The 19,178-nt window shown below is 66.5% G+C and carries 19 protein-coding genes; 11 read left to right on the top strand and 8 right to left on the bottom strand.

The genetic code is table 11. The features are described 5' to 3' along the window. Positions 1–28 precede the first annotated feature (28 nt). Positions 29–499: a ribosomal protein S18-alanine N-acetyltransferase gene (gene rimI, locus ACN9M4_RS14275; protein ID WP_426303487.1), complete on the top strand. Its 471-nt coding sequence runs from the start codon at positions 29–31 to the stop codon at positions 497–499. Further along, positions 496–1,608, top strand: coding sequence for a tRNA (adenosine(37)-N6)-threonylcarbamoyltransferase complex transferase subunit TsaD (gene tsaD / locus ACN9M4_RS14270; protein WP_426298962.1), 1,113 nt, complete (start codon positions 496–498; stop codon positions 1,606–1,608). Before rimI ends, tsaD begins: the two co-directional genes overlap by 4 nt. Positions 1,609–1,610: 2 nt before the next feature. Here tsaD and ACN9M4_RS14265 read toward each other — a convergent pair whose 3' ends face one another. The 5 genes from ACN9M4_RS14265 to ACN9M4_RS14245 all read right to left on the bottom strand — a co-directional run bounded on the left by ACN9M4_RS14265 (position 1,611) and on the right by ACN9M4_RS14245 (position 5,229). Beyond that, on the bottom strand, positions 1,611–2,375 hold the full coding sequence (locus tag ACN9M4_RS14265; RefSeq protein ID WP_426298960.1) for an ABC transporter permease: 765 nt from the start codon (positions 2,373–2,375) through the stop codon (positions 1,611–1,613). Beyond that, positions 2,372–3,172, bottom strand: coding sequence for an ABC transporter ATP-binding protein (locus ACN9M4_RS14260; RefSeq protein WP_426298958.1), 801 nt, complete (start codon positions 3,170–3,172; stop codon positions 2,372–2,374). The genes ACN9M4_RS14265 and ACN9M4_RS14260 overlap by 4 nt, the downstream gene beginning before the upstream one ends. Further along, positions 3,165–3,539, bottom strand: a complete 375-nt coding sequence (locus ACN9M4_RS14255; protein WP_426298956.1) for a DUF1048 domain-containing protein — start codon at positions 3,537–3,539, stop codon at positions 3,165–3,167. Before ACN9M4_RS14255 ends, ACN9M4_RS14260 begins: the two co-directional genes overlap by 8 nt. 2 nt (positions 3,540–3,541) lie before the next feature. After that, positions 3,542–3,886, bottom strand: coding sequence for a PadR family transcriptional regulator (locus ACN9M4_RS14250; protein WP_426298954.1), 345 nt, complete (start codon positions 3,884–3,886; stop codon positions 3,542–3,544). A 200-nt stretch (positions 3,887–4,086) separates the two neighbouring features. Further along, positions 4,087–5,229, bottom strand: a complete 1,143-nt coding sequence (locus ACN9M4_RS14245) for a glutamate--cysteine ligase (RefSeq protein WP_426298952.1) — start codon at positions 5,227–5,229, stop codon at positions 4,087–4,089. Positions 5,230–5,397: 168 nt separating this feature from the next. Here ACN9M4_RS14245 and ACN9M4_RS14240 point away from each other — a divergent pair, with 168 nt between their 5' ends. The 3 genes from ACN9M4_RS14240 (at position 5,398) to ACN9M4_RS14230 (ending at position 7,613) form a co-directional block, all read left to right on the top strand. Continuing rightward, on the top strand, positions 5,398–6,531 hold the full coding sequence (locus ACN9M4_RS14240) for a GTP-binding protein (RefSeq protein ID WP_426298950.1): 1,134 nt from the start codon (positions 5,398–5,400) through the stop codon (positions 6,529–6,531). 22 nt (positions 6,532–6,553) lie between these two features. Beyond that, a complete protein-coding gene (gene ykgO, locus ACN9M4_RS14235; RefSeq protein WP_426298948.1) occupies positions 6,554–6,676 on the top strand; it encodes a type B 50S ribosomal protein L36 in 123 nt (40 codons plus the stop codon). 118 nt (positions 6,677–6,794) lie between these two features. Then, positions 6,795–7,613, top strand: coding sequence for a shikimate 5-dehydrogenase (locus ACN9M4_RS14230; protein ID WP_426298946.1), 819 nt, complete (start codon positions 6,795–6,797; stop codon positions 7,611–7,613). A gap of 16 nt (positions 7,614–7,629) precedes the next feature. Here ACN9M4_RS14230 and ACN9M4_RS14225 read toward each other — a convergent pair whose 3' ends face one another. After that, a complete protein-coding gene (locus ACN9M4_RS14225) occupies positions 7,630–8,928 on the bottom strand; it encodes a THUMP-like domain-containing protein (protein WP_426298944.1) in 1,299 nt (432 codons plus the stop codon). Between the two features lie 92 nt (positions 8,929–9,020). Here ACN9M4_RS14225 and ACN9M4_RS14220 point away from each other — a divergent pair, with 92 nt between their 5' ends. The 3 genes from ACN9M4_RS14220 to groL all read left to right on the top strand — a co-directional run bounded on the left by ACN9M4_RS14220 (position 9,021) and on the right by groL (position 11,628). Then, entirely contained in the window at positions 9,021–9,425 is a 405-nt protein-coding gene (locus ACN9M4_RS14220; protein ID WP_426298942.1) for a hypothetical protein, read from the top strand. Positions 9,426–9,636: 211 nt separating this feature from the next. Then, on the top strand, positions 9,637–9,933 hold the full coding sequence (groES, locus tag ACN9M4_RS14215; RefSeq protein WP_070347908.1) for a co-chaperone GroES: 297 nt from the start codon (positions 9,637–9,639) through the stop codon (positions 9,931–9,933). An 81-nt stretch (positions 9,934–10,014) separates the two neighbouring features. Next, the gene (groL, locus tag ACN9M4_RS14210) at positions 10,015–11,628 is read left to right on the top strand and encodes a chaperonin GroEL (protein ID WP_426298939.1); all 1,614 of its coding nucleotides are present in this window, start codon (positions 10,015–10,017) and stop codon (positions 11,626–11,628) included. A 70-nt stretch (positions 11,629–11,698) separates the two neighbouring features. Here groL and ACN9M4_RS14205 read toward each other — a convergent pair whose 3' ends face one another. Together ACN9M4_RS14205 and ACN9M4_RS14200 are read right to left on the bottom strand one after the other, a co-directional pair. Next, the gene (locus tag ACN9M4_RS14205) at positions 11,699–12,712 is read right to left on the bottom strand and encodes a hypothetical protein (RefSeq protein WP_426298937.1); all 1,014 of its coding nucleotides are present in this window, start codon (positions 12,710–12,712) and stop codon (positions 11,699–11,701) included. Then, a complete protein-coding gene (locus tag ACN9M4_RS14200; RefSeq protein ID WP_426298935.1) occupies positions 12,709–13,101 on the bottom strand; it encodes a PadR family transcriptional regulator in 393 nt (130 codons plus the stop codon). Before ACN9M4_RS14200 ends, ACN9M4_RS14205 begins: the two co-directional genes overlap by 4 nt. Positions 13,102–13,326: 225 nt before the next feature. Here ACN9M4_RS14200 and ACN9M4_RS14195 point away from each other — a divergent pair, with 225 nt between their 5' ends. The 3 genes from ACN9M4_RS14195 to ACN9M4_RS14185 all read left to right on the top strand — a co-directional run bounded on the left by ACN9M4_RS14195 (position 13,327) and on the right by ACN9M4_RS14185 (position 19,096). Further along, positions 13,327–15,411 carry an SGNH hydrolase domain-containing protein gene (locus ACN9M4_RS14195; RefSeq protein ID WP_426303485.1) on the top strand — a complete coding sequence of 695 codons (2,085 nt, stop codon included), beginning with the start codon at positions 13,327–13,329 and terminating at the stop codon, positions 15,409–15,411. A gap of 213 nt (positions 15,412–15,624) precedes the next feature. Next, positions 15,625–17,136, top strand: coding sequence for an IMP dehydrogenase (gene guaB, locus ACN9M4_RS14190; protein WP_426298933.1), 1,512 nt, complete (start codon positions 15,625–15,627; stop codon positions 17,134–17,136). 82 nt (positions 17,137–17,218) lie between these two features. Beyond that, positions 17,219–19,096: an ABC transporter ATP-binding protein gene (locus ACN9M4_RS14185; protein WP_426298931.1), complete on the top strand. Its 1,878-nt coding sequence runs from the start codon at positions 17,219–17,221 to the stop codon at positions 19,094–19,096. The last annotated feature ends 82 nt before the right edge of the window (positions 19,097–19,178 follow it).

Here is a 19,178-nt window from a genome sequence, read left to right as displayed (position 1 = left end):
CCTGCCGGACGGCGTGGTGCTGCGGGACATGGCCGAAGGCGACCTGGCCGCCGTCGAACAGCTGGAACGGCGCCTGTTCCCGGTGGACGCCTGGCCGCTGCAGATGTTCATTGACGAGCTCTCCCAGCCGGAGACCCGCCGCTACGTTGTGGCGGAGGCCGACGGCGGGATTGTTGCCTACGCCGGGTTGATGTGCGTCCAGCCCATCGCGGACATCCAGACCATCGCCGTGGTCCCCGAGTTCGAAGGCCGCGGCATCGGCTCAGCCGTGCTGGCCGAACTAATCGCCGAGGCCCGCCGCCGCGGCGCCGACGACGTCCTGCTGGAGGTCCGGGCCGATAACCCCCGCGCCCAGCAGCTCTACCTGCGCTTCGGTTTCGAGCAGATCCACATCCGGGCCCGCTACTACCGCGACGGCACGGACGCCCTCATCATGAGGCTGCCGTTGCTTGAAGCACCAGCTACAGAAGGACCCACCACAGAAGGACCCACCGCGTGAACCCCGCACCCGCCAGCGAACCACTTGAGGCCGGTCCGCTCGTCCTCGGCATCGAATCCTCCTGCGATGAAACCGGCGTCGGCATCGTCCGCGGCACCACCCTGCTGAGCAACACGGTGTCCTCCTCCATGGACGAGCACGTGCGCTTCGGCGGGGTGATCCCGGAAATCGCCTCCCGCGCCCACCTGGACGCCTTCGTGCCCACCCTGCAGGAATCGCTGCACACCGCCGGCGTCACCCTTGAGGACATTGACGCGATCGCCGTGACCTCCGGCCCCGGCCTGGCCGGTGCCCTCATGGTGGGTGTCTGCGCCGCCAAGGCGCTCGCCCTCGCCAGCGGCAAGCCGCTGTACGCGATCAACCACCTGGTGGCCCATGTGGGCGTCGGGCTGCTGGATATGTCCGAAAACCGCATGCCCGAAAACCGCCTCCCGGAGAATCTTGGTGCCCTGCTGGTTTCCGGCGGACACACCGAGATCCTACGGATCCGCAGCATCACCGACGACGTCGAGCTGCTGGGTTCCACGATCGACGACGCCGCCGGGGAAGCCTACGACAAAGTCGCGCGGCTCCTGGGGCTCGGCTACCCGGGCGGCCCGGCCATCGACAAGATGGCCAGGACCGGAAACCCCAAGGCGATCCGCTTCCCGCGCGGTCTCAGCCAGCCCAAGTACATGGGGACCGCGGAGGAACCCGGCCCGCACCGCTACGACTGGTCGTTCAGCGGACTCAAGACCGCCGTCGCGCGCTGCGTGGAGCAGTTCGAGGCCCGCGGCGAGGAGGTCCCGGTGGCGGACATCGCCGCGGCCTTCCAGGAAGCGGTGGTGGACATCATCACCTCGAAGGCGGTGCTGGCCTGCCGCGAGAACGGCATCACCGAACTGCTGCTGGGCGGGGGAGTGGCGGCGAACTCGCGGCTGCGGGAACTGACCGGGCAGCGCTGCCGCTCGGCCGGCATCACGCTTCATGTTCCGCCGCTGCAGCTGTGCACCGACAACGGTGCCATGGTGGCCGCCCTCGGTGCCCAGCTGGTGATGGCCGGCATCGCCCCGAGCGGGGTTGCCTTTGCTCCGGATTCCTCGCTCCCCGTGACCACGGTTTCGGTGTAGGGTCAGCTGATCTTGCGCCGATAGGCGGACATCGCGAAGGCGTAGGCGAGGACCAGGATGCCCAGGCACCAGGCCAGCGCAATCCAGAGCTCGTTGCCGACCGGCTGCTGCGCGAACAGCGCCCGGATGGAGTTCACGATCGAGGTCACCGGCTGGTTCTCGGCGAACCATGCCACCGGGCCCGGCATCGTACCGGTCGGCACGAACGCCGAGCTGATGAACGGCAGGAAGATCAGCGGGTAGCTGAACGCGCTCGCGCCGTCGACGGTTTTCGCGGAGAGCCCGGCGATCACGGCCAGCCAGGTCAGGGCGAGCGTGAACAGGACCAGGATGCCTGTGACGGCAAGCCAGGCGCCCACGGATGCCCCGCTGCGGAACCCCATGATGAGCGCGACGCCGATGACCACCGCCACCGAGGTAAGGTTCGCGACCAGCGAGGTGAGCACGTGCGCCCAGAGCACGCTCGAGCGGGCGATCGGCATGGACTGGAAGCGCTCGAAGATGCCGCCCTGCATGTCGAGGAACAGCCGGTAGGCCGTGTACGCGATGCCTGAGGCAATCGTGATCAGCAGGATGCCGGGGAGCATGTAGTTGATATACGAGCCATCGGAACGGGCGTTGATGGCGCCGCCCAGCACGTACACAAACAGCAGCATCAGCGCTATCGGGGTGACCGCGGTGGTGATGATCGTATCGGGGCTGCGGAGGATGTGGCGCAGCGAGCGGCCGGTCAGGACGCCGGTGTCGCTGAGGACGTGGGTGCTCATCGTGATGCCTCTTTCTCTTCCCGTTCTTCAGCCGTTCCGGCTCCTTCATCGGCCCCGACGAGCGCCAGGAAGACGTCTTCGAGGGAGGGCTGCTTCTCGACGTACTCAACTTCGGCCGGCGGCAGCAGCCGCTTCAGCTCGTCGAGCGTGCCGTTCTGGATGATCGTTCCTTTGTGCAGGATCGCGATGCGGTCGGCGAGATGCTCGGCTTCGTCGAGGTACTGCGTGGTGAGAAGCACCGTCGTGCCGTTCTTGGCGAGCTCCTTGACGGTCTGCCACACCTCGATGCGCGCCTGCGGATCGAGCCCGGTGGTGGGCTCGTCCAGGAAGATGACCGGCGGGTTGCCGATCAGGCTCATCGCGATGTCCAGCCGGCGCCGCATCCCTCCCGAGTACCCGGCTGCCTTGCGGCCCCCGGCCTCGGTCAGCGAGAAGCGTTCGAGCAGCCCGTCGGCGATGGCGCCCGGGTCCTCCAGATGCCGGAGCTTGGCAACCAGCACCAGGTTCTCCCGGCCGCTCAGTACCTCGTCCACCGCGGCGAACTGCCCGGTCAGGCTGATCGAGCCGCGCACCTCGCCGGGGTCCGCGTCGATGTCGAAGCCGCGGACCGTCGCGGTTCCCGCGTCGGCCTTCAGCAGCGTCGAGAGAATGCGCACCAGCGTGGTCTTTCCCGCCCCGTTCGAACCGAGCAGGGCGAAGATGCTGCCGGCGGCCACCTCGAAGTCGACGCCGCGCAGCACGTGCAGCTCCTTGTAGGACTTCTCCAGGCCACGGACCCGGATCGCGGTCTCAGTCATGGCCGGCCTCCTTTCTTTTCGCGTCCTTGACAGCGTCGATGAGGCGGGCGCGCTCCTTGTCGATCCAGCGCTTGCCGCCGTACGCCTGGGCGAAGGCCTCGGCGAATTCGACGGGATCCTCGCCGACGATCTCACCCACGGGCGTGCCGTCGACGGCGGCGCGCTCCCAGAGGTCGGCGAAGTCGGCGAACATCTGCACGATGGTGTCGCCGTCGGTGACGCCGCCGTAGTACATGAGGTACCGGTTGAAGGCGTTCGCGGCGGTGAGGTAGGGCTCCGGCAGCGCATCCAGGCGCGCCTTGGCTTGCTTGTACTGCTTCTTCTGCTCGAGCGGGCCGGTGAGTGCTTCGATCCATTTGGCGGCCATGGTCAGTTCTCTCCCTTGCTTGGGTCGATACTTTGGAGCTGTTCGATGCGTTCTGCGAGGAAGCTCCACGTCCTCCAGAACTCTTCAAGTTCCTGCTTGCCCTGCTGGTTGAGTGAATACACCTTGCGCGGCGGTCCTTTTTCGGACGGCCGCTTCTCGACGTCGACGAGCCCCTTCTGCTCGATCCGCACCAGCAGCGCATAGACGGTGCCCTCGGCGATGTCGGTGAACCCCTGGTCCCGGAGCAGGGTGGTGATCTCGTAGCCGTAGGCCGGTTTCCCGGTCAGCAGGGCGAGGACGATGCCCTCCAGCGTGCCCTTGAGCATCTCGGTCATCTGCTTGCCCATGCGGCCACCTCCTAACTACTTGGTGTTACTAGCTACTAGTACTCAGTGTTACTAGCTACTAGTACATAGTAGCGCTAAGTAGTGGAAGCGCAAGGGGTCTTAAAGCCGAAGTCGCCGGAGGCCTGCGGGGTCGCTGAAAAGTTCCGGCGACCGGGCAGTTCTCCGGCGACTTCGGCGTGAGAGAGAGGGGGTGAGCGGGCTTAGCCGGCGCGCATCTGCTGTACGAGGTCCAGGACCACCGCCTGCAGGTCGCCGTCGTGCTCTGCCGCGACGCGGCGCTGGCGCTGGTAACCGGCGCCGCGGGCGATGATCTTCGCGACGTCGGCCAGCTCCTCTTCGCAGCCGAGCTTCGCAGCGACGGGGGCCAGCCGGTCGAGGGTCTCCCTGAGGTGCTCCGTGACCAACTGCTCGTTGCCTTCGGCGTCGAGGATGATGATGGCTTCCATGCCGTAGCGCGCCGCGCGCCACTTGTTCTCCTGGACGTGCCATGGCGGCATGGTCGGAATGGTGCCGCCGTTGTCCAGGATGGTGGAGAACTCGTGCACCAGGCATTGGGTCAGCGCGGCGATCGCGCCGACCTCCTCGAGGCTGGCCAGGCCGTCGCAGATGCGCATCTCGATGGTGCCGAGGTTCGGGACGGGCCGGATGTCCCAGCGGATCTCGGACAGGGTGTCGATCACCCCGGTGGTGAACATGTCCTGCACGTAGGACTCGTATTCGGCCCAGTCCGGGAACTGGAAGGGCAGGCCGGCGGTGGGCAGCTGCTGGAACATCAGGGCGCGCTGCGACGCGTAGCCGGTGTCTTCGCCGCCCCAGAACGGGCTGGAGGCGGACAGTGCCTGGAAATGCGGGAAGTAGTTGACCAGCCCGTCGAGGACGGGAAGGACCTTGTCGCGGCTGTCCAGGCCTACGTGGACGTGTACGCCGTAGATGACCATTTGGCGGCCCCACCACTGGGTGCGGTCGATCAGCTTGGCGTAGCGTTCCTTGTCCGTGACGGGCTGGAGCTGCGGGGGGCTGAAGGGGTGGCTGCCGGCGCAGAACAGTTCCACGCCCATGGGATCGGTGACCTCGCGGACGGCCTTCAATGAGCGGGCCAGGTCGTCTTTGGCTTCCCGGACCGTGGTGCAGATTCCGGTGACGAGTTCCACGGTGTTCAGCAGCAGCTCGCGCTTGATGTGCGGGTGCTCGTCGTCCTCGTTCAACTCGGGGTGCTGGGCGGCGACGCCGCGGAGGACTTCGTTGGCGACGGAAACCAGTTCGCCGGTGCGCGCGTTGACGAGCGCAAGCTCCCATTCCACTCCCAGGGTCGATTGCCTGGATGAAGCGAAATCAATCTGCACGAAGGTCCCCTCTAGTGTGTCCAAGTCCCCCGGGCGATGCCCACTGTGGGGCCCCTCAGTGGATGCTCCAAGTCTAGTGCAGCGCTTGCGTGCCTCCGCCGTAAGGAGAAACATGGAGACAACCACAGGTCCTTGCTAATGAGAATGATTTGCATATAGGCTGAGGCAATGCATCTTTCCGTTGTCAGTTCCCTGGACAGCCGCTGCCGTGAAGCCGCGGCCGGCCGGCTCGACCAGGGGCATCCCGATTCCGTAACCGTCTTCCACGACCTCCTCGATGGTTCCGTCGTCCTGCGCCGGGTCTTCCGCGGTGGCCGGCTGCTGGAGCAGGCGGAAACCGTGCTGGAACACGGGTGCCTCAGCTGCACCGTCAAGCTGGACGTCGTGCCTACGGCGGAGCGGCTCGCCGGCCTCGGGTACGGGCATGCGGTGCTGGCGCTGCCGCCGGGGGTGTCCGTGGAGATGGCCGTGGCGGAGCTCGGCCGGGGCCTTGGCAGGGAAGCGGTCGTCGACAACGCCGTCCTTGCCCTCGACCCCGCGGAACTGGAAGACCACATCTGGGACAAGCACACCCTCTACGAATCCGGGTTCACGGCCATGCCGGACGACGAAAGGACCAGCGGCGAATTCCTGGTGGGGGAGCTCGCCCACGCGGACACCGTGCTGATCCATCCCGGGCTCGGCGCGGCGCTCGACGGCAATGAGCGGGAGGGCAGCGAGCCATGGCGGCAGGGCACGGAACTGCTGGCCCAACTGGCGCCGCACGCCGCCGTGGTCGGGCGTGCCGAGACGTTCCGTCCCGGTTGCTATGACGGCCGTGAAGCAGCGGCGCGGACCAGGCGCGGCTCGGTGCGCATCCCGCTGGCCAGCGAATCCGGCAGCTTCCGCACGGTCCTCCACAAGGTTGAGCGCCCGTTGCACCCGGGCCGCTTCCGGGCGGCGCTGCCGCAATTGGCCGCAGGTTCCCACTGGATGCGCGGCCGGCTGTGGATCGCGTCGGCGGCCCGGACCCGGATCGCCGTCCAGGGCGTCGGGCCCCGGGTCTGGATGGAAAGCACCGGCCAGTGGATCGCCGACCGGCCGGAGCCGCTGCCCGCCGGAATGTCCGACGTCGACGCCGCCCTTGGCTGGCATCCGCGGTTCGGCGACCGCGGCACCGTACTCGCGGTCACCGGACGGGGCGAGGATGTGGACGCCGAAGAAATCCGCGGGCTGCTGGACGGCTGCGCCCTCAGCGAAGAGGAGATGCTGCGGGACTTCCGGGAGCTGGATGACCCGTTCGAACTTGAAGCCACCCTGTAACAACCGCAAGAGAAGGAGAAACATGAAGGTCAGGAATTCGCTGCGCGCACTCAAGAAGGTTCCGGGCGCACAGGTGGTGCGGCGCCGCGGGAAAACCTTTGTCATCAACAAACTGAACCCGCGCTTCAAGGCCCGCCAGGGCTAGCCGGACTGTCCGGGTAACGGCCGGTGCCTCCGATCGCGGGGGCACCGGCCGTGGCAGTGCGGCGCCCCGCCCAAGTTAGGCTGGGGCGCAGAGCCCCTGCCAGACGAAGGAAGTCCCCATGCCGATCCTGAACAAGGACATGACCCTCTGCATCTCGCTTTCGGTCCGCCCAAGCAATAACGGGACGCGTTTCCACAACTTCCTGTACGAGGAACTCGGCCTGAACTGGATCTACAAGGCCTTTGCCCCCACCGACCTCGCGAATGCGATCTCCGGCGTGCGGGGCCTGGGCATCCGCGGCTGCGCAGTGTCCATGCCGTACAAGGAAGACGTCATCGCCCTGGTGGACCGGATGGACGCCTCGGCCTCGGCCATTGACTCGGTCAACACCATCGTGAACGACTCCGGCGTGCTGACCGCCTACAACACCGACTACACCGCCATCGCCCAGCTGATCGAACGCAACGCCATCAGCCCGGACTCGTCCGTGCTCCTGCGTGGTGCGGGCGGCATGGCCAAGGCCACCGCGGCGGCCTTCCGCGACGCCGGATTCACCAAAGTCACCATCGTGGCCCGCAAGGAAGAAGCCGGCCGTGCGCTCGCGGATCTCTACGGTTTCGCGTGGCAGGCCGAGCCGGGTGACAGCACCGCGGACGTTATCGTCAATGTCACGCCGATCGGCATGGCCGGCGGACCCGAGGCGGACGCCCTGTCCTTCCCGGAAGCGGCCGTCACAGCCGCGCAGGTGGTGTTCGACGTCGTCGCGCTCCCCGCCGAAACGCCGCTCATCAAGGCCGGCCGCGCCGCCGGCAAAACGGTGATCAGCGGCGCCGAGGTCGCCACCATCCAGGCCCTCGAACAGTTCGTCCTGTACACCGGTATTACGCCGAGCGCCGCCCAGGTGGCCGCAGCCGAAGCATTCGTGCGGGAGCAGTAGCGCGGGGCCCGGCGCGTCAGACCGGTTCGACGACGACCGGTTCGACGACGACCGGTTCGACGACGACGGCGGTCCGTTCGTCGCCGATCCGCGTCAGGACCAGCGTGGCGGATTTGCCGGCCTTGCCTTTCGCTGCCGACTTGGACTTCGCGGAACCACCGCCGGGCAGCAGTTGTTTCCGGAGCTCTTCTGGCGTGATGGAGACGCCGCGCTTCTTGATGTCCAGGGTGGTGATGCTCTGTGCCTTCACCCAGGCCTTGAGCGCCTTGACGTTCAGCGGCATCGTCTCCAGCACCTTGTAGGCGCGGGCGAACGGTGTGTCCACCAGTCCGGGAGCACAGATGTACGCGATGTGTTCGTCCAGCAGGTGCCCGCCCAGGCGGAGTGCGACGTCGGCAACCAGCCCCGCGCGGATCACCGCACCGTCCGGCTCGTAGAGGTAGCCCTCAACGGGCCCGACGGCGGGGACCGGGCCGGCGTCGAAATCCTCGCCGCTGGTGATCTCGGCGGCGCCGCGCGGGCCGAGCAGCAGGGCGGCGCGGCGGATTCCGGGCCGGGCCACCTTGTTGAACCACAGGGCCACCTCGGTGACGTCGCCGGCCACCGAAACCCACTGCGCCTCGCAGTCCGCGGGAACCGACTCGTGCGGCATTCCGGGCCCCATCTTGACCCCCACAGACTTGCCGGATGCGGCCAATGACTCCACGAAGGACAGGGGTGGGGAGAATTCCTCCGGGTCCCAGATCCGGGTGGTGCCCGACGTCGAGGTGGTGCGGCGTGCCGGGTCCAGCCACACGCCGTCGATCCCGTCCAGGGGCACCGAGGTGGCATCGGCATGGACAACGGAGGCGTGCGGGAACGGCATCAGATTGATCGTGGCACAGGCCGCCGTGGCTTCGTCGAGCTCGACGGCCGTGACCGGGATGTCCAGGGACGCCAGCGCCATCGAATCGGCGCCGAGCCCGCAACCCAGGTCTGCTACATGTGAGGTGCCTGCTGCGGCGAAGCGTTCGGCATGGCGGGCGGCCACCGTGAGGCGCGTCGCCTGCTCCAGGCCGGCCTGGGTGAAGAGCATCTGCCGGGCGAATTCGCCGAACTTCGCTTCCGCCCGGGTCCGCAGCCTCGACTGCGTGAGGACGGCGGAGACCAACTCGGGGGAGTGCCCGGCCTTGCGGAGGCCCGTGTTCAAGGCCAGGGATTCGCTCTCGCGGTACGGGCCCAGCGAGGCGAGCAATTCCCAGCCTTCCGTGGTCAGCAAGGGGGCAATCTGGTCCTGTGGGGCCGCGGCATCCGGCGCCTGGGGGCTGTGGGGCATGCCCTCCAGCCTACTTGCCGGCTTGTGGGGTTTCTCCCTCGCGTCCTCCCGCACCCGGGCGGCGGTACTGCCGGACGGCTAGGGTTGATTGCATGGAAGACAGCATCAGCCGCCAGCCCGAAGACTCCACACCGACTCCCCGCCGGGGCAGCAGGATTCCTGCCCGTCTGGCCGTCTACGCCCGTCCCGCCGTGATCGCCGGAGCTGCCGTCGCCGTCGTCTGCATCGTCTTGCTGATCATCGTCTTCTTCCTTGATTCCTTCAATGCCGCCGCCTATTCAATGACCGGCAAGAGCGTCCAGGATGCCACCCAGGAGGCCAAGGACATCCGCGAAAGCTACGCGGGGGTCCGGATCGGTGCCCTCGTGGTGCTGGTCCTGTCCGCCCTTGCCGCCCTCGCGGGCAGCGTCGTGCTGTACCTGAACCGCACTGCCGTGCAGGAAGGCGACGAGGACAACGGCGAAGACGTGGACTTCGAGGACCTCGCCGGCCAGTAGCCGTGAGGCGGCACCCTGTTCACCCAAGGACGAAACGCTGGCACTCACCTTGACCGAGTGCTAACGCTTGCATAGAGTCTGAGTTAGCACTCTCCCATGGAGGGTGCTAATCATGCCGCAGGCACTTGCCGGCACCGCGACGACGGCAAGCCCGCCAAGGCACCCCTGGTTTGATAGTCCACGTACTACCTCACGTAAAGGAGAGATCCGAGTGTCGGTCTCCATTAAGCCTCTCGAGGATCGCATCGTTGTCCGCCCGCTCGAAGCAGAGCAGACCACCGCTTCCGGCCTGGTCATCCCGGACTCCGCCCAGGAAAAGCCGCAGGAAGGCGAAGTTGTCGCAGTAGGCCCCGGCCGCTTCGATGACAACGGCAACCGCGTGCCCGTCGATGTCGCCGTCGGCGACGTCGTCATCTACTCCAAGTACGGCGGAACCGAAGTCAAGACCGGTGGCTCCGAGTACCTCGTGCTGTCCGCCCGCGACGTCCTCGCGATCGTCGTCAAGTAACTCCCTGGACCCCGCACCGTAGGCCGGACCGGATTTCCGGCCGCCCGCGGTGCGGGTTTTCCGTCTTGAAAGGACACAACCATGGCAAAGCAGCTTGCGTTCAATGACGCTGCCCGCCGCTCGCTCGAAGCCGGCATCGACAAGCTCGCCAACACTGTCAAGGTGACCCTTGGCCCGCGCGGCCGCAACGTCGTGCTGGACAAGAAGTGGGGCGCCCCCACCATCACCAACGACGGTGTCACGATCGCCCGCGAAGTCGAGCTGGACGACCCGTACGAAAACCTTGGCGCACAGCTGGCCAAGGAAGTCGCCACCAAGACCAACGACGTTGCCGGTGACGGCACCACCACCGCCACCGTGCTCGCACAGGCCCTCGTCAAGGAAGGCCTGCGCAACGTAGCCGCCGGCGCTGCTCCGGGCGAGATCAAGCGCGGCATCGAGGTTGCGGTTGAGGCCGTTGCCGCACGCCTGCTGGCCAACGCCCGCGAAGTCGAAGGCAGCCAGGTCGCCAACGTCGCCGCCATCTCCGCCCAGAGCGAAGAGGTCGGCGAGCTCCTGGCCGAGGCTTTCGGCAAGGTGGGCAAGGACGGCGTCATCACCATCGAGGAATCCTCCACCACCCAGACCGAACTGGTCCTCACCGAGGGCATGCAGTTCGACAAGGGCTACCTGTCCCCGTACTTCGTCACCGACGCGGAACGCCAGGAAGCAGTCCTCGAGGACGCCCTCATCCTGATCAACCAGGGCAAGATCTCCTCGCTGCAGGAATTCCTGCCGCTGCTGGAGAAGGCCCTGCAGGCCGCCAAGCCGCTCTTCATCATTGCCGAAGACATCGACGGCGAGGCCCTGTCCACCCTGATCGTGAACCGCATCCGCGGCACCCTGAACGTCGTGGCCGTCAAGGCTCCCGGCTTCGGCGACCGCCGTAAGGCCATGCTCCAGGACATCGCCACCCTGACCGGTGCCCAGGTTGTCTCCCCGGAGCTTGGCCTGAGCCTGGACCAGGTGGGCCTGGAGGTCCTCGGTTCCGCCCGCCGCATCACGGTCACCAAGGACAACACCACCATCGTCGACGGTGCAGGCTCTGCCGAAGACGTCGCCGGCCGTGTTGCCCAGCTGCGCGCCGAACTGGCCCGCACCGATTCGGACTGGGACCGCGAGAAGCTGCAGGAACGCCTGGCCAAGCTGGCCGGCGGCATCGGTGTCATCAAGGTCGGCGCAGCCACCGAGGTCGAACTCAAGGAAAAGAAGCACCGCATCGAGGACGCCGTGTCCTCCACGCGTGCCGCCCTTGAAGAAGGCATCGTCTCCGGCGGTGGCTCGGCCCTCATCCACGCCCTCAAGGCACTGGATACCGACCGCCAGGTCAACAAGCTGGAAGGTGACGCGGCTGCCGCCGTCGGCATCGTCCGCCGCGCGCTGACCCAGCCGCTGCGCTGGATCGCCCAGAACGCCGGCTACGACGGTTACGTCGTCGTCGCCAAGGTGTCCGAGCAGCCCGAGAACCACGGCTTCAACGCGAAGTCCGGTGAGTACGAGGACCTGATCGCCGCCGGCGTGATCGACCCCGTCAAGGTCACCCGCTCCGCACTCCGCAACGCTGCTTCCATCGCCGCCCTGGTTCTCACCACCGAGACCCTGGTCGCCGAGAAGCCGGCTGAGGACGCGGACGCACACGCAGGCCACAGCCACTAATACGGTCTGTTCCTGAAGCAAAGGAAGGCCCGGTTCCCCCATGGGAACCGGGCCTTCTGTGTTTCCCCAGCTATTTGCCCTGCGTGGGCGTGGCTGAGGGGCTTGCCTTGCCTGCCGGGGAGGACGGCGAGGGAGTTGCGGACGACGACGCCGCCGGGGTTGCGTTGTCCGTCGCCGAGGGGCTCGGGGCAGGGGAGACAGGAGTTGGCTCCGCGCTCGGGACCGCCTCGCCGTACCGGTCCATCGGCGGGCCAAAAGGCTCACCCGGCTGCGCACCGGCGGGAAGCTGCTGGGGAGCGGTGAAACCGTCCGGAAGCGGCATATCGAGCGGCGAGCCGTCCTGATCGTAGAACCGCACGTCCCGCAGGAGGGTTCCGTCCTTGTCATAGACGAAGACGTGCTCCACGCTGGCGCCGTTGACGCTGAGCGGGGGAATGTAGCCGGAGTTGTTATCGGCCGGCGGCGGATTGTAGGCAGGCGTCAGCAAATGAAGAGCAGTGCCTGGCAGGATCATGATGATGAAGGTGACGCTTAGCGCGCTGGCTGTCCAAAGGGTCCGCCGCAACCAAGCGCGCTGAGGCTTTGGGCGGCTTCCCCAATGGACGCTGAGGACTATGAGCAGCAGCAGAAAAGCCCAACTGGTGAAGCCTCGGGGGATGTATGTGAAGGATCTGCCGTTGAACGGAATGCTGACAATCTCGAAAATTGCCCAGGCCCGCAACAGCCACCACACTGGGCGCAGCTTGATCAGGAATTCAAGCACGGCGTTGGACGCCGGATGCGCCCGGACCTTCGCCAGGAAGTCTGTCCCCGCCTTCCGGAAACTGTCCCGGATTCCGGGACCCTTCTTTTCGGCACCCGCGGCATTGCGCTCGGGCAGTCCGGCGGAACTGCGGAGCTCGGCGGCGTAGTCCGCGGGGGAGAGGGCCGGCACGGCTCCGGACTCCTCGAACTGTTCCATGAGGTCGGCTTCGAGGCCCTCGGTGAGGTCTTCGACGTCGCCGGCGGGGAGGTCGTCCAAGCCGCGTCGAACGGCTTCCGCATAGGCCGCGACCAGGGCCGGGACGGTCTGGGAGCTGGTCATTTCTTGTCCTCCAAAGTCTCGCTGCGGTTCGGAGCGGAAGGGTTCGGGGTGGTGTTCAGGGTTGGAAGGGGCTCATCGGAGAGCAGCCGGTCCATGCTCCTGGCGAAGTCCTGCCAGCCCTTGCTCTGCAGGGTGAGGACGGACCTGCCGTGGTCGTTGATGCCGTAATACTTGCGGTGGGGACCGCCCTCGGAGGGCACCACGTAGCTGGTCAGGGCGCCGTTGGCGTAGAGCCTGCGCAAGGTGCCGTACACCGAGGCGTCCCCCACGTCCTCCAGGCCTGCCGCGCGAAGCCGCCGGACGACGTCGTACCCGTATCCGTCCTCGCGGTTCAGTACCGCCAGCACCGCCACGTCCAGTACCCCCTTGAGGAGTTGCGTCGAATCCATGGTTTCTCCAGTCGCTTGCTTGTATGCACCAGACACTACTATGCAATGCGTAATAGTGCGCAAAGCAAAGCATGGCGCGCCGCCGGACCGGCACGAGTGCCACAGGGCCTCGACCGACCTTCCTGCGGTGCTCAGTCTGCTTGGGATTCGCCCCTACAGGTAACGGATTGGTAACCTTGGGGGGTCAGGGTTACGAGCGTTGAGGAATCTGTACAGGTCATGACTATGGGAAACGCGGCACCGCAGGCTGCCTCCAAACAGGGCGGCCCGGGGGCGAAAGGCAACTTCCGTCCTGAGGTCCAGGGACTTCGAGCCCTGGCAGTCCTCATGGTCGCCAGCTACCACATCTGGTTGGGCAGGGTTTCCGGCGGCGTCGACGTGTTCCTCCTGGTCTCGGCCTTTTTCCTGACCCTGTCCTTCACCAGGAAGCTGGAGGAGGGGCGGGAGCTGCGGCTCCTCGGGCACTGGCTGCACGTCTTCAAGCGCCTGCTTCCCGCGGTTGTGGTCGTGATCCTCGGGGTCCTCGCGGGAATGTGGATCCTGGTCCCGCAGACACGCTGGGGCGGCCTGTTGGATGAAGCCTGGGCCACGCTGTTCTACCGGCAGAACTGGCAGCTGGCCGATGCCGCCGTCGACTACTACGCGCAGAACCATTCCGGCGCGAGCCCGCTGCAGCATTTCTGGTCGCTCTCCATCCAGGGCCAGGTCTTTGTCCTGTGGCCGATCATCTTCGCCGCCGTGGGCATCGCGGTTCCGCTCCTTCGCAAGGTGCCGTTCCGCGGAGCGCTGGCGCCCCTCGGGCGACCAAGCCACCGCGGTGTCCTGGTCATCGTGTTCGCGGCGGTGTTCGCTGTGTCCCTGGCCTACTCGGTGGACCAGACGGCGAGCAACCAGGCTTACGCGTACTTCGACACCCGGGCGCGGCTCTGGGAATTCGCCCTGGGCTCGCTGCTGGCGCTGGCCCTGCCGTACCTTTCCCCGCCCCGCTGGTTGCGGGTGGTGCTGGGCTGGACGGGCCTCGCCGCGATGCTGTCCTGTGGCCTCCTGCTCACCGTCGACAGGTCCTTCCCGGGCTTCGTCGCCCTGTGGCCCACCCTTGCCGCGGCCGCCATCATCGTTGCCGGGCAGAGCGGCAGCCGCGTTGGCGTGGACCGCGTGCTCGGCTCCAAGCCGCTGGTCTGGCTGGGTGGCCACTCCTATGCGCTCTACCTCTGGCACTGGCCACTTCTGGTCTTCACCCTCCTGGCCACCGGCCTGGCCGCCCCGGACCTATGGCTTGGCCTCGGCATCCTCACCGTCTCCCTCCTGCTGGCCGTCGGAACCAGCCGCTTCGTCGAAGCTCCCGTCCGCGAGTGGAAGTGGCCCAAACTGCGCACCTGGCGCACCGCCGTCGTGATTGCCGCATGCGGCACCCTGCTCGCGGTGCCGCTGAGCGCCTGGCAGGGCATGATCGCCGCGGAGAACGCGGCCATCGCCGCCCAGCCCAAGGAACTGACGCCCGGCGCGGCCGCCCTGAAACCGGAGAACGCCGGGAAGCCCACGCCTGAGGCCAGGATCATCCCCGGCCCCTCCGCGATGGACGACGAGTGGGCACACGTGGACGGACTGTGCACCGGTGCCAACGTGCCCACCGACCCTTTGCTCCAGGGCTGCCTGCAGATCAGCCCGGCCGCCAAACCCACCAAGCACATTGTGGCGCTCGGTGATTCGCACGCCCAGCAGTACATGGCCGCGCTCGGGCCCATCGCCAAGAAGCACGGCTGGGAAATCGTCACCCTCTTCAAGGGCAACTGCCGCTTCGGCGCTGAGTCCCCGGAACGCCCCCAGGACTGCAACGACTTCAACAAGGCAAGTGCGGCGTACGTGCTGGAACACAAACCTGACGCTGTGTTCACGGTGGCGTCCCTGACCCACGTCGAGGCGCCTTTCGAAACCGAGGTCCCCGGGTACCTGGCAGGCATCAAGCCCTTTGCAGACGCGGGAATCGACATCGTGGGCATCCGCGACAACCCGCGCTTTGCCATCAACATGCCCGAATGCGTTCAGAAAAAGGGCCCGGACTCGCCGGACTGCAATACCCCGCTGGAGAAGTCCCTGGCCGCGTCCTCGCCGCTGGACGACTACCGCGGCAAGGTGAAGGGGCTCTACCTGATGGACATGAGCGACTTCATCTGCGCCAAGGGCGTCTGCCCCGCCGTGGTCGGCAACGTGTATGTCTACAAGGATGAAAACCACCTCACACGCACCTACGTGGAGACCATGATTCCCATGTTCGAGCGGCGGCTGCTGGCCGCCACCAAATGGAAATAACGGTCTGACGGCCAGATACCGCCCGACGGCGGCAGACGGCCGGGTGCGCTTGCTCACATTGCCGCCGTGGAATATGGGGATCGTCCGCAAGGTTCTAGTATTTACTCAATACCTGCCCCACCTCCTGCACAGGCCAGTCCCGTAATGACGGGTTGGTCATCTGTTGCAACCCCTACCCTTTAGACCCCACGAAACACGGTAAGAGGCGCACTCATGACCCAGCCCGAACACGATCCCTTCGGCTTCGTAGGCCTGACCTACGACGACGTCCTGCTCCTGCCGGGCCACACGGACGTCATCCCGTCCGATGCAGATACTTCCTCCCGCATCTCCAAGCGCATTACAGTCCAGACCCCGTTGCTTTCGGCCGCGATGGACACCGTCACCGAGTCCCGCATGGCAATCGCCATGGCCCGCCAGGGCGGCCTGGGTGTCATCCACCGCAACCTCGCCATAGCGGACCAGGCCGACCATGTGGACCGCGTCAAGCGCTCCGAATCCGGGATGATCACCAACCCGCTGGTCATCGGCCCCGAGGCCAGCCTGCAGGAACTGGACCAGCTGTGTGCGCGCTACCGGGTTTCCGGCCTGCCGGTCGTCGACGCCGACAACCGCCTGCTGGGCATCATCACCAACCGCGACACCCGCTTCGTTCCGGAGAGCGAGTACCCGTCCCGCCTGGTCAGCGAAGTCATGACCAAGATGCCCCTGGTCACCGGCCGCGTGGGCATCAGCCGCGAAGAAGCGTCCGACCTGCTGGCCAAGAACAAGATCGAGAAGCTCCCGCTCGTCGACGAGCAGGGCCGCCTCCAGGGCCTCATCACCACCAAGGACTTCACCAAGGCGGAGCAGTACCCGCTGGCCACCAAGGACGAGGAAGGCCGCCTGCGCGTCGGCGCCGCCATCGGCTTCTTCGGCGACGGCTGGGAACGCGCCATGACCCTGATCGACGCCGGCGTGGATGCGCTCTTCGTGGACACCGCCAACGGCCACTCCCAGGGCGTGCTGGACATGATCGCCCGCCTGAAGGGCGAGAAGGCCGCAGCGCACGTGGACATCATCGGTGGCCAGGCCGCCACCCGCGAAGGCGCCCAAGCACTGATCGATGCCGGCGCAGACGGCATCAAGGTGGGCGTGGGCCCGGGTTCCATCTGCACCACCCGCGTGGTTGCCGGCGTCGGCGTCCCGCAGATCACTGCCATCTACGAATCCGCGAAGGCCGCCATCCCGGCCGGTGTTCCGCTGATCGCCGACGGCGGCCTGCAGTACTCCGGCGACATCGGCAAGGCCCTGGTCGCCGGCGCAGACACCGTGATGCTCGGCTCCCTCCTGGCCGGCTGCGACGAGTCCCCTGGCGACCTCATCTTCGTCAACGGCAAGCAGTACAAGAGCTACCGCGGCATGGGCTCCCTCGGTGCCATGCAGTCCCGCGGCAAGAACACCTCGTACTCGAAGGACCGCTACTTCCAGGCCGACGTCTCCGGTGACGACAAGCTCATCCCCGAAGGCATCGAAGGCCGCGTCGCCTACCGCGGACCGCTGTCCTCCGTGGCCTACCAGCTGGTCGGCGGCCTGCGCCAGACCATGTTCTACACCGGTGCGCCGACCATCCCCGAGCTGAAGGCCCGCGGCAAGTTCGTCCGCATCACGGCCGCGGGTCTGAAGGAATCGCACCCGCACGACATCCAGATGACCGTCGAGGCGCCGAACTACGGTTCCCGCTGACGGACCCCGCCTAAGCGGCTGTTCCCCGTGGAGAAATCCGCGGGGAACAGTTGCTTAAGCGTGCAGCGGATAGGCTGGTGCCATGTCTGAAAAGCCCGCGGAACCGCGGCACCCGGCCTCTGTCCGGCTAAGCAAGGACCCACCCCGCAGGCTCGCGCTCCGGCCGTACGCCCGCGCCGTCGGGCAGGTTCTCAAGGTGAGTTTCCAGGCCTCGCCCGCCGCGGTCATCATGAAGGTGGCCGGGTCGCTGGTTTCGGCGCTGCTGCCGCTCGTCACCACCTACTTCGCCTCGCTCACCACGACGGCGCTGGCCGCCGGCTATGCGGGAGATCCCGACGCCGGCCCGCGGGCCGTGCTGTATGTCATCATCACTGCGGCGCTGGGACTGTTCTGGGGCGCCTTCAGCAGTGTGGACCGCTACATCCAGCAGCTCATGAGCTTCCGGGTGGGCGCCATTGTGGGCGACCAGATGTACGAGCGCTTCCTGGGATTGGAATTCTGGCGCTACGACGACAAAGAGACCGTAGACCTCTACGACCGTGCCAAGCGCTTCTCGGATTCCTATGCGCGGGTGCTGGACCGGATCGCCGCCATCTTCACCCAGTTGGTCTCCGTGGTGCTGGCCGTCGGGGCGTTGCTCCTGGTCAGCTGGTGGATCGCTGCCATCGTGCTGGTGGCCATCGTCCCCAGCGTGTACCTGCAGTTCAAGCTGTCCCGGGAACAGATTGCCCACTGGAATACGCAGGTGGATTCCCGCAGGCAGCGGCGCATGATCGAAACCAACCTGCTCCGCCCCCAGCACATCGCCGAGATGCGCCTGTACGGGATCGTCGGTTTCCTCATGGAACTGCGTTCGCGCCTGCGTGACGCCGATGAGCGGCGCCGACTCGACTTCCAGAAGCGCTACATTCCCAAGCAACTGGCGGCGGATGCTTTGCAATACGGTGCGGAGGTCGTGTCCTTGATCTGGGTGGTGGGGCAGATCATTGCCCGGGCCCAGCCGGTGGGCCAGTTCCTCTATGTGCAGCAGATCGTCAGCCGGGCGCTCTCCACGGCCAGCAACCTGGTTTCCTCGCTGAGTTCCATCGACGAGGACCTCGCCAACCTGAAGGACTACGAGCTCTTCCTGACCCTTCCAGTGCACTCGCGCAGGGCCCCGGCGCTGGCTGCCGCGCCGCGGACGGTCGAGCTGCAGGACATCCGCTTCAGCTACACCGGAAGCGACATCGAGGTCATCAAGGGCATCTCCCTCACCATTGAACAGGGCCAGCACATCGCGGTCGTGGGGGAGAACGGCGCCGGGAAGTCGACACTCATCCGGATCCTGGCGGGGCTGTACAGCCCCGACTCGGGGCAGGTCCTGCTCGACGGCGTCGACCTCAGCACGCTTGACGTCAAGAGCTGGCACCGCCACCTCGCTGTCCTCAGCCAGGAGTTCCTCAAATACGAATTCGCCACGGCTGCGGACAACATCTATTTCGGTGATGTCGAAGACCCCCGCGACAACGCCCGGGTCAGCAAAGCCGCGCATGACGCCGAAGCCCTGGATTTCATCAACAAGCTGCCCAACGGCCTCGACAACCATGTGAGCAACTGGATGGAGGATCCGAGGGGACGCAAGGGCAGCGGCTTGTCCGGCGGCGAGTGGCAGCGGCTCGCCATGGCCCGGAACTTCTACCGCCGGGCCTCGTTCATGGTCATGGACGAACCTACGTCCGCGATCGATGCCCTCGCCGAACACCGCATCTTCACCCGGCTCTTTGCCGACCGCAGCAGCACGATCATCGCCATCAGCCATCGCCTGGCGACCATCGAAAAGGCTGACATCATCTACATGCTCGAAGACGGCCGGATTGTGGAGCAGGGGACCCACAAGGAACTCGTGGCCCTGCGCGGACGGTACTTCCGGATGTTCGAATCCCAGCTCAGCTTGGACGGGAGCACCCGGGACGAGGGTTGAGCTCCGCAGCAGGAAAGCGCGACGGCGGTGCCCCCTGTGGTGGGGACACCGCCGTCGTCGTCTTATGCAGCGGGGGTTTTGC

It is taken from the genome of Arthrobacter sp. R-11, from assembly GCF_049913155.1.
In the GTDB taxonomy this organism is placed as follows: domain Bacteria; phylum Actinomycetota; class Actinomycetes; order Actinomycetales; family Micrococcaceae; genus Arthrobacter.
Note: the sequence above shows the minus strand (reverse complement) of the source record. Positions and strands in the feature narration are given on the sequence as shown.

What these genes read in the sequence shown, in the direction of transcription:
- rimI (WP_426303487.1), top strand. Translation starts at nt 29, where the DNA reads ATGGCCGAAGGCGACCTGGCCGCCGTCGAACAGCTGGAACGGCGCCTG.
- ACN9M4_RS14265 (WP_426298960.1), bottom strand. Translation starts at nt 2,375, where the DNA reads ATGAGCACCCACGTCCTCAGCGACACCGGCGTCCTGACCGGCCGCTCG.
- ACN9M4_RS14260 (WP_426298958.1), bottom strand. Translation starts at nt 3,172, where the DNA reads ATGACTGAGACCGCGATCCGGGTCCGTGGCCTGGAGAAGTCCTACAAG.
- ACN9M4_RS14255 (WP_426298956.1), bottom strand. Translation starts at nt 3,539, where the DNA reads ATGGCCGCCAAATGGATCGAAGCACTCACCGGCCCGCTCGAGCAGAAG.
- ACN9M4_RS14250 (WP_426298954.1), bottom strand. Translation starts at nt 3,886, where the DNA reads ATGGGCAAGCAGATGACCGAGATGCTCAAGGGCACGCTGGAGGGCATC.
- ACN9M4_RS14240 (WP_426298950.1), top strand. Translation starts at nt 5,398, where the DNA reads ATGCATCTTTCCGTTGTCAGTTCCCTGGACAGCCGCTGCCGTGAAGCC.
- ykgO (WP_426298948.1), top strand. Translation starts at nt 6,554, where the DNA reads ATGAAGGTCAGGAATTCGCTGCGCGCACTCAAGAAGGTTCCGGGCGCA.
- ACN9M4_RS14230 (WP_426298946.1), top strand. Translation starts at nt 6,795, where the DNA reads ATGCCGATCCTGAACAAGGACATGACCCTCTGCATCTCGCTTTCGGTC.
- ACN9M4_RS14225 (WP_426298944.1), bottom strand. Translation starts at nt 8,928, where the DNA reads ATGCCCCACAGCCCCCAGGCGCCGGATGCCGCGGCCCCACAGGACCAG.
- ACN9M4_RS14220 (WP_426298942.1), top strand. Translation starts at nt 9,021, where the DNA reads ATGGAAGACAGCATCAGCCGCCAGCCCGAAGACTCCACACCGACTCCC.
- groL (WP_426298939.1), top strand. Translation starts at nt 10,015, where the DNA reads ATGGCAAAGCAGCTTGCGTTCAATGACGCTGCCCGCCGCTCGCTCGAA.
- ACN9M4_RS14205 (WP_426298937.1), bottom strand. Translation starts at nt 12,712, where the DNA reads ATGACCAGCTCCCAGACCGTCCCGGCCCTGGTCGCGGCCTATGCGGAA.
- ACN9M4_RS14200 (WP_426298935.1), bottom strand. Translation starts at nt 13,101, where the DNA reads ATGGATTCGACGCAACTCCTCAAGGGGGTACTGGACGTGGCGGTGCTG.
- ACN9M4_RS14195 (WP_426303485.1), top strand. Translation starts at nt 13,327, where the DNA reads ATGGGAAACGCGGCACCGCAGGCTGCCTCCAAACAGGGCGGCCCGGGG.
- guaB (WP_426298933.1), top strand. Translation starts at nt 15,625, where the DNA reads ATGACCCAGCCCGAACACGATCCCTTCGGCTTCGTAGGCCTGACCTAC.
- ACN9M4_RS14185 (WP_426298931.1), top strand. Translation starts at nt 17,219, where the DNA reads ATGTCTGAAAAGCCCGCGGAACCGCGGCACCCGGCCTCTGTCCGGCTA.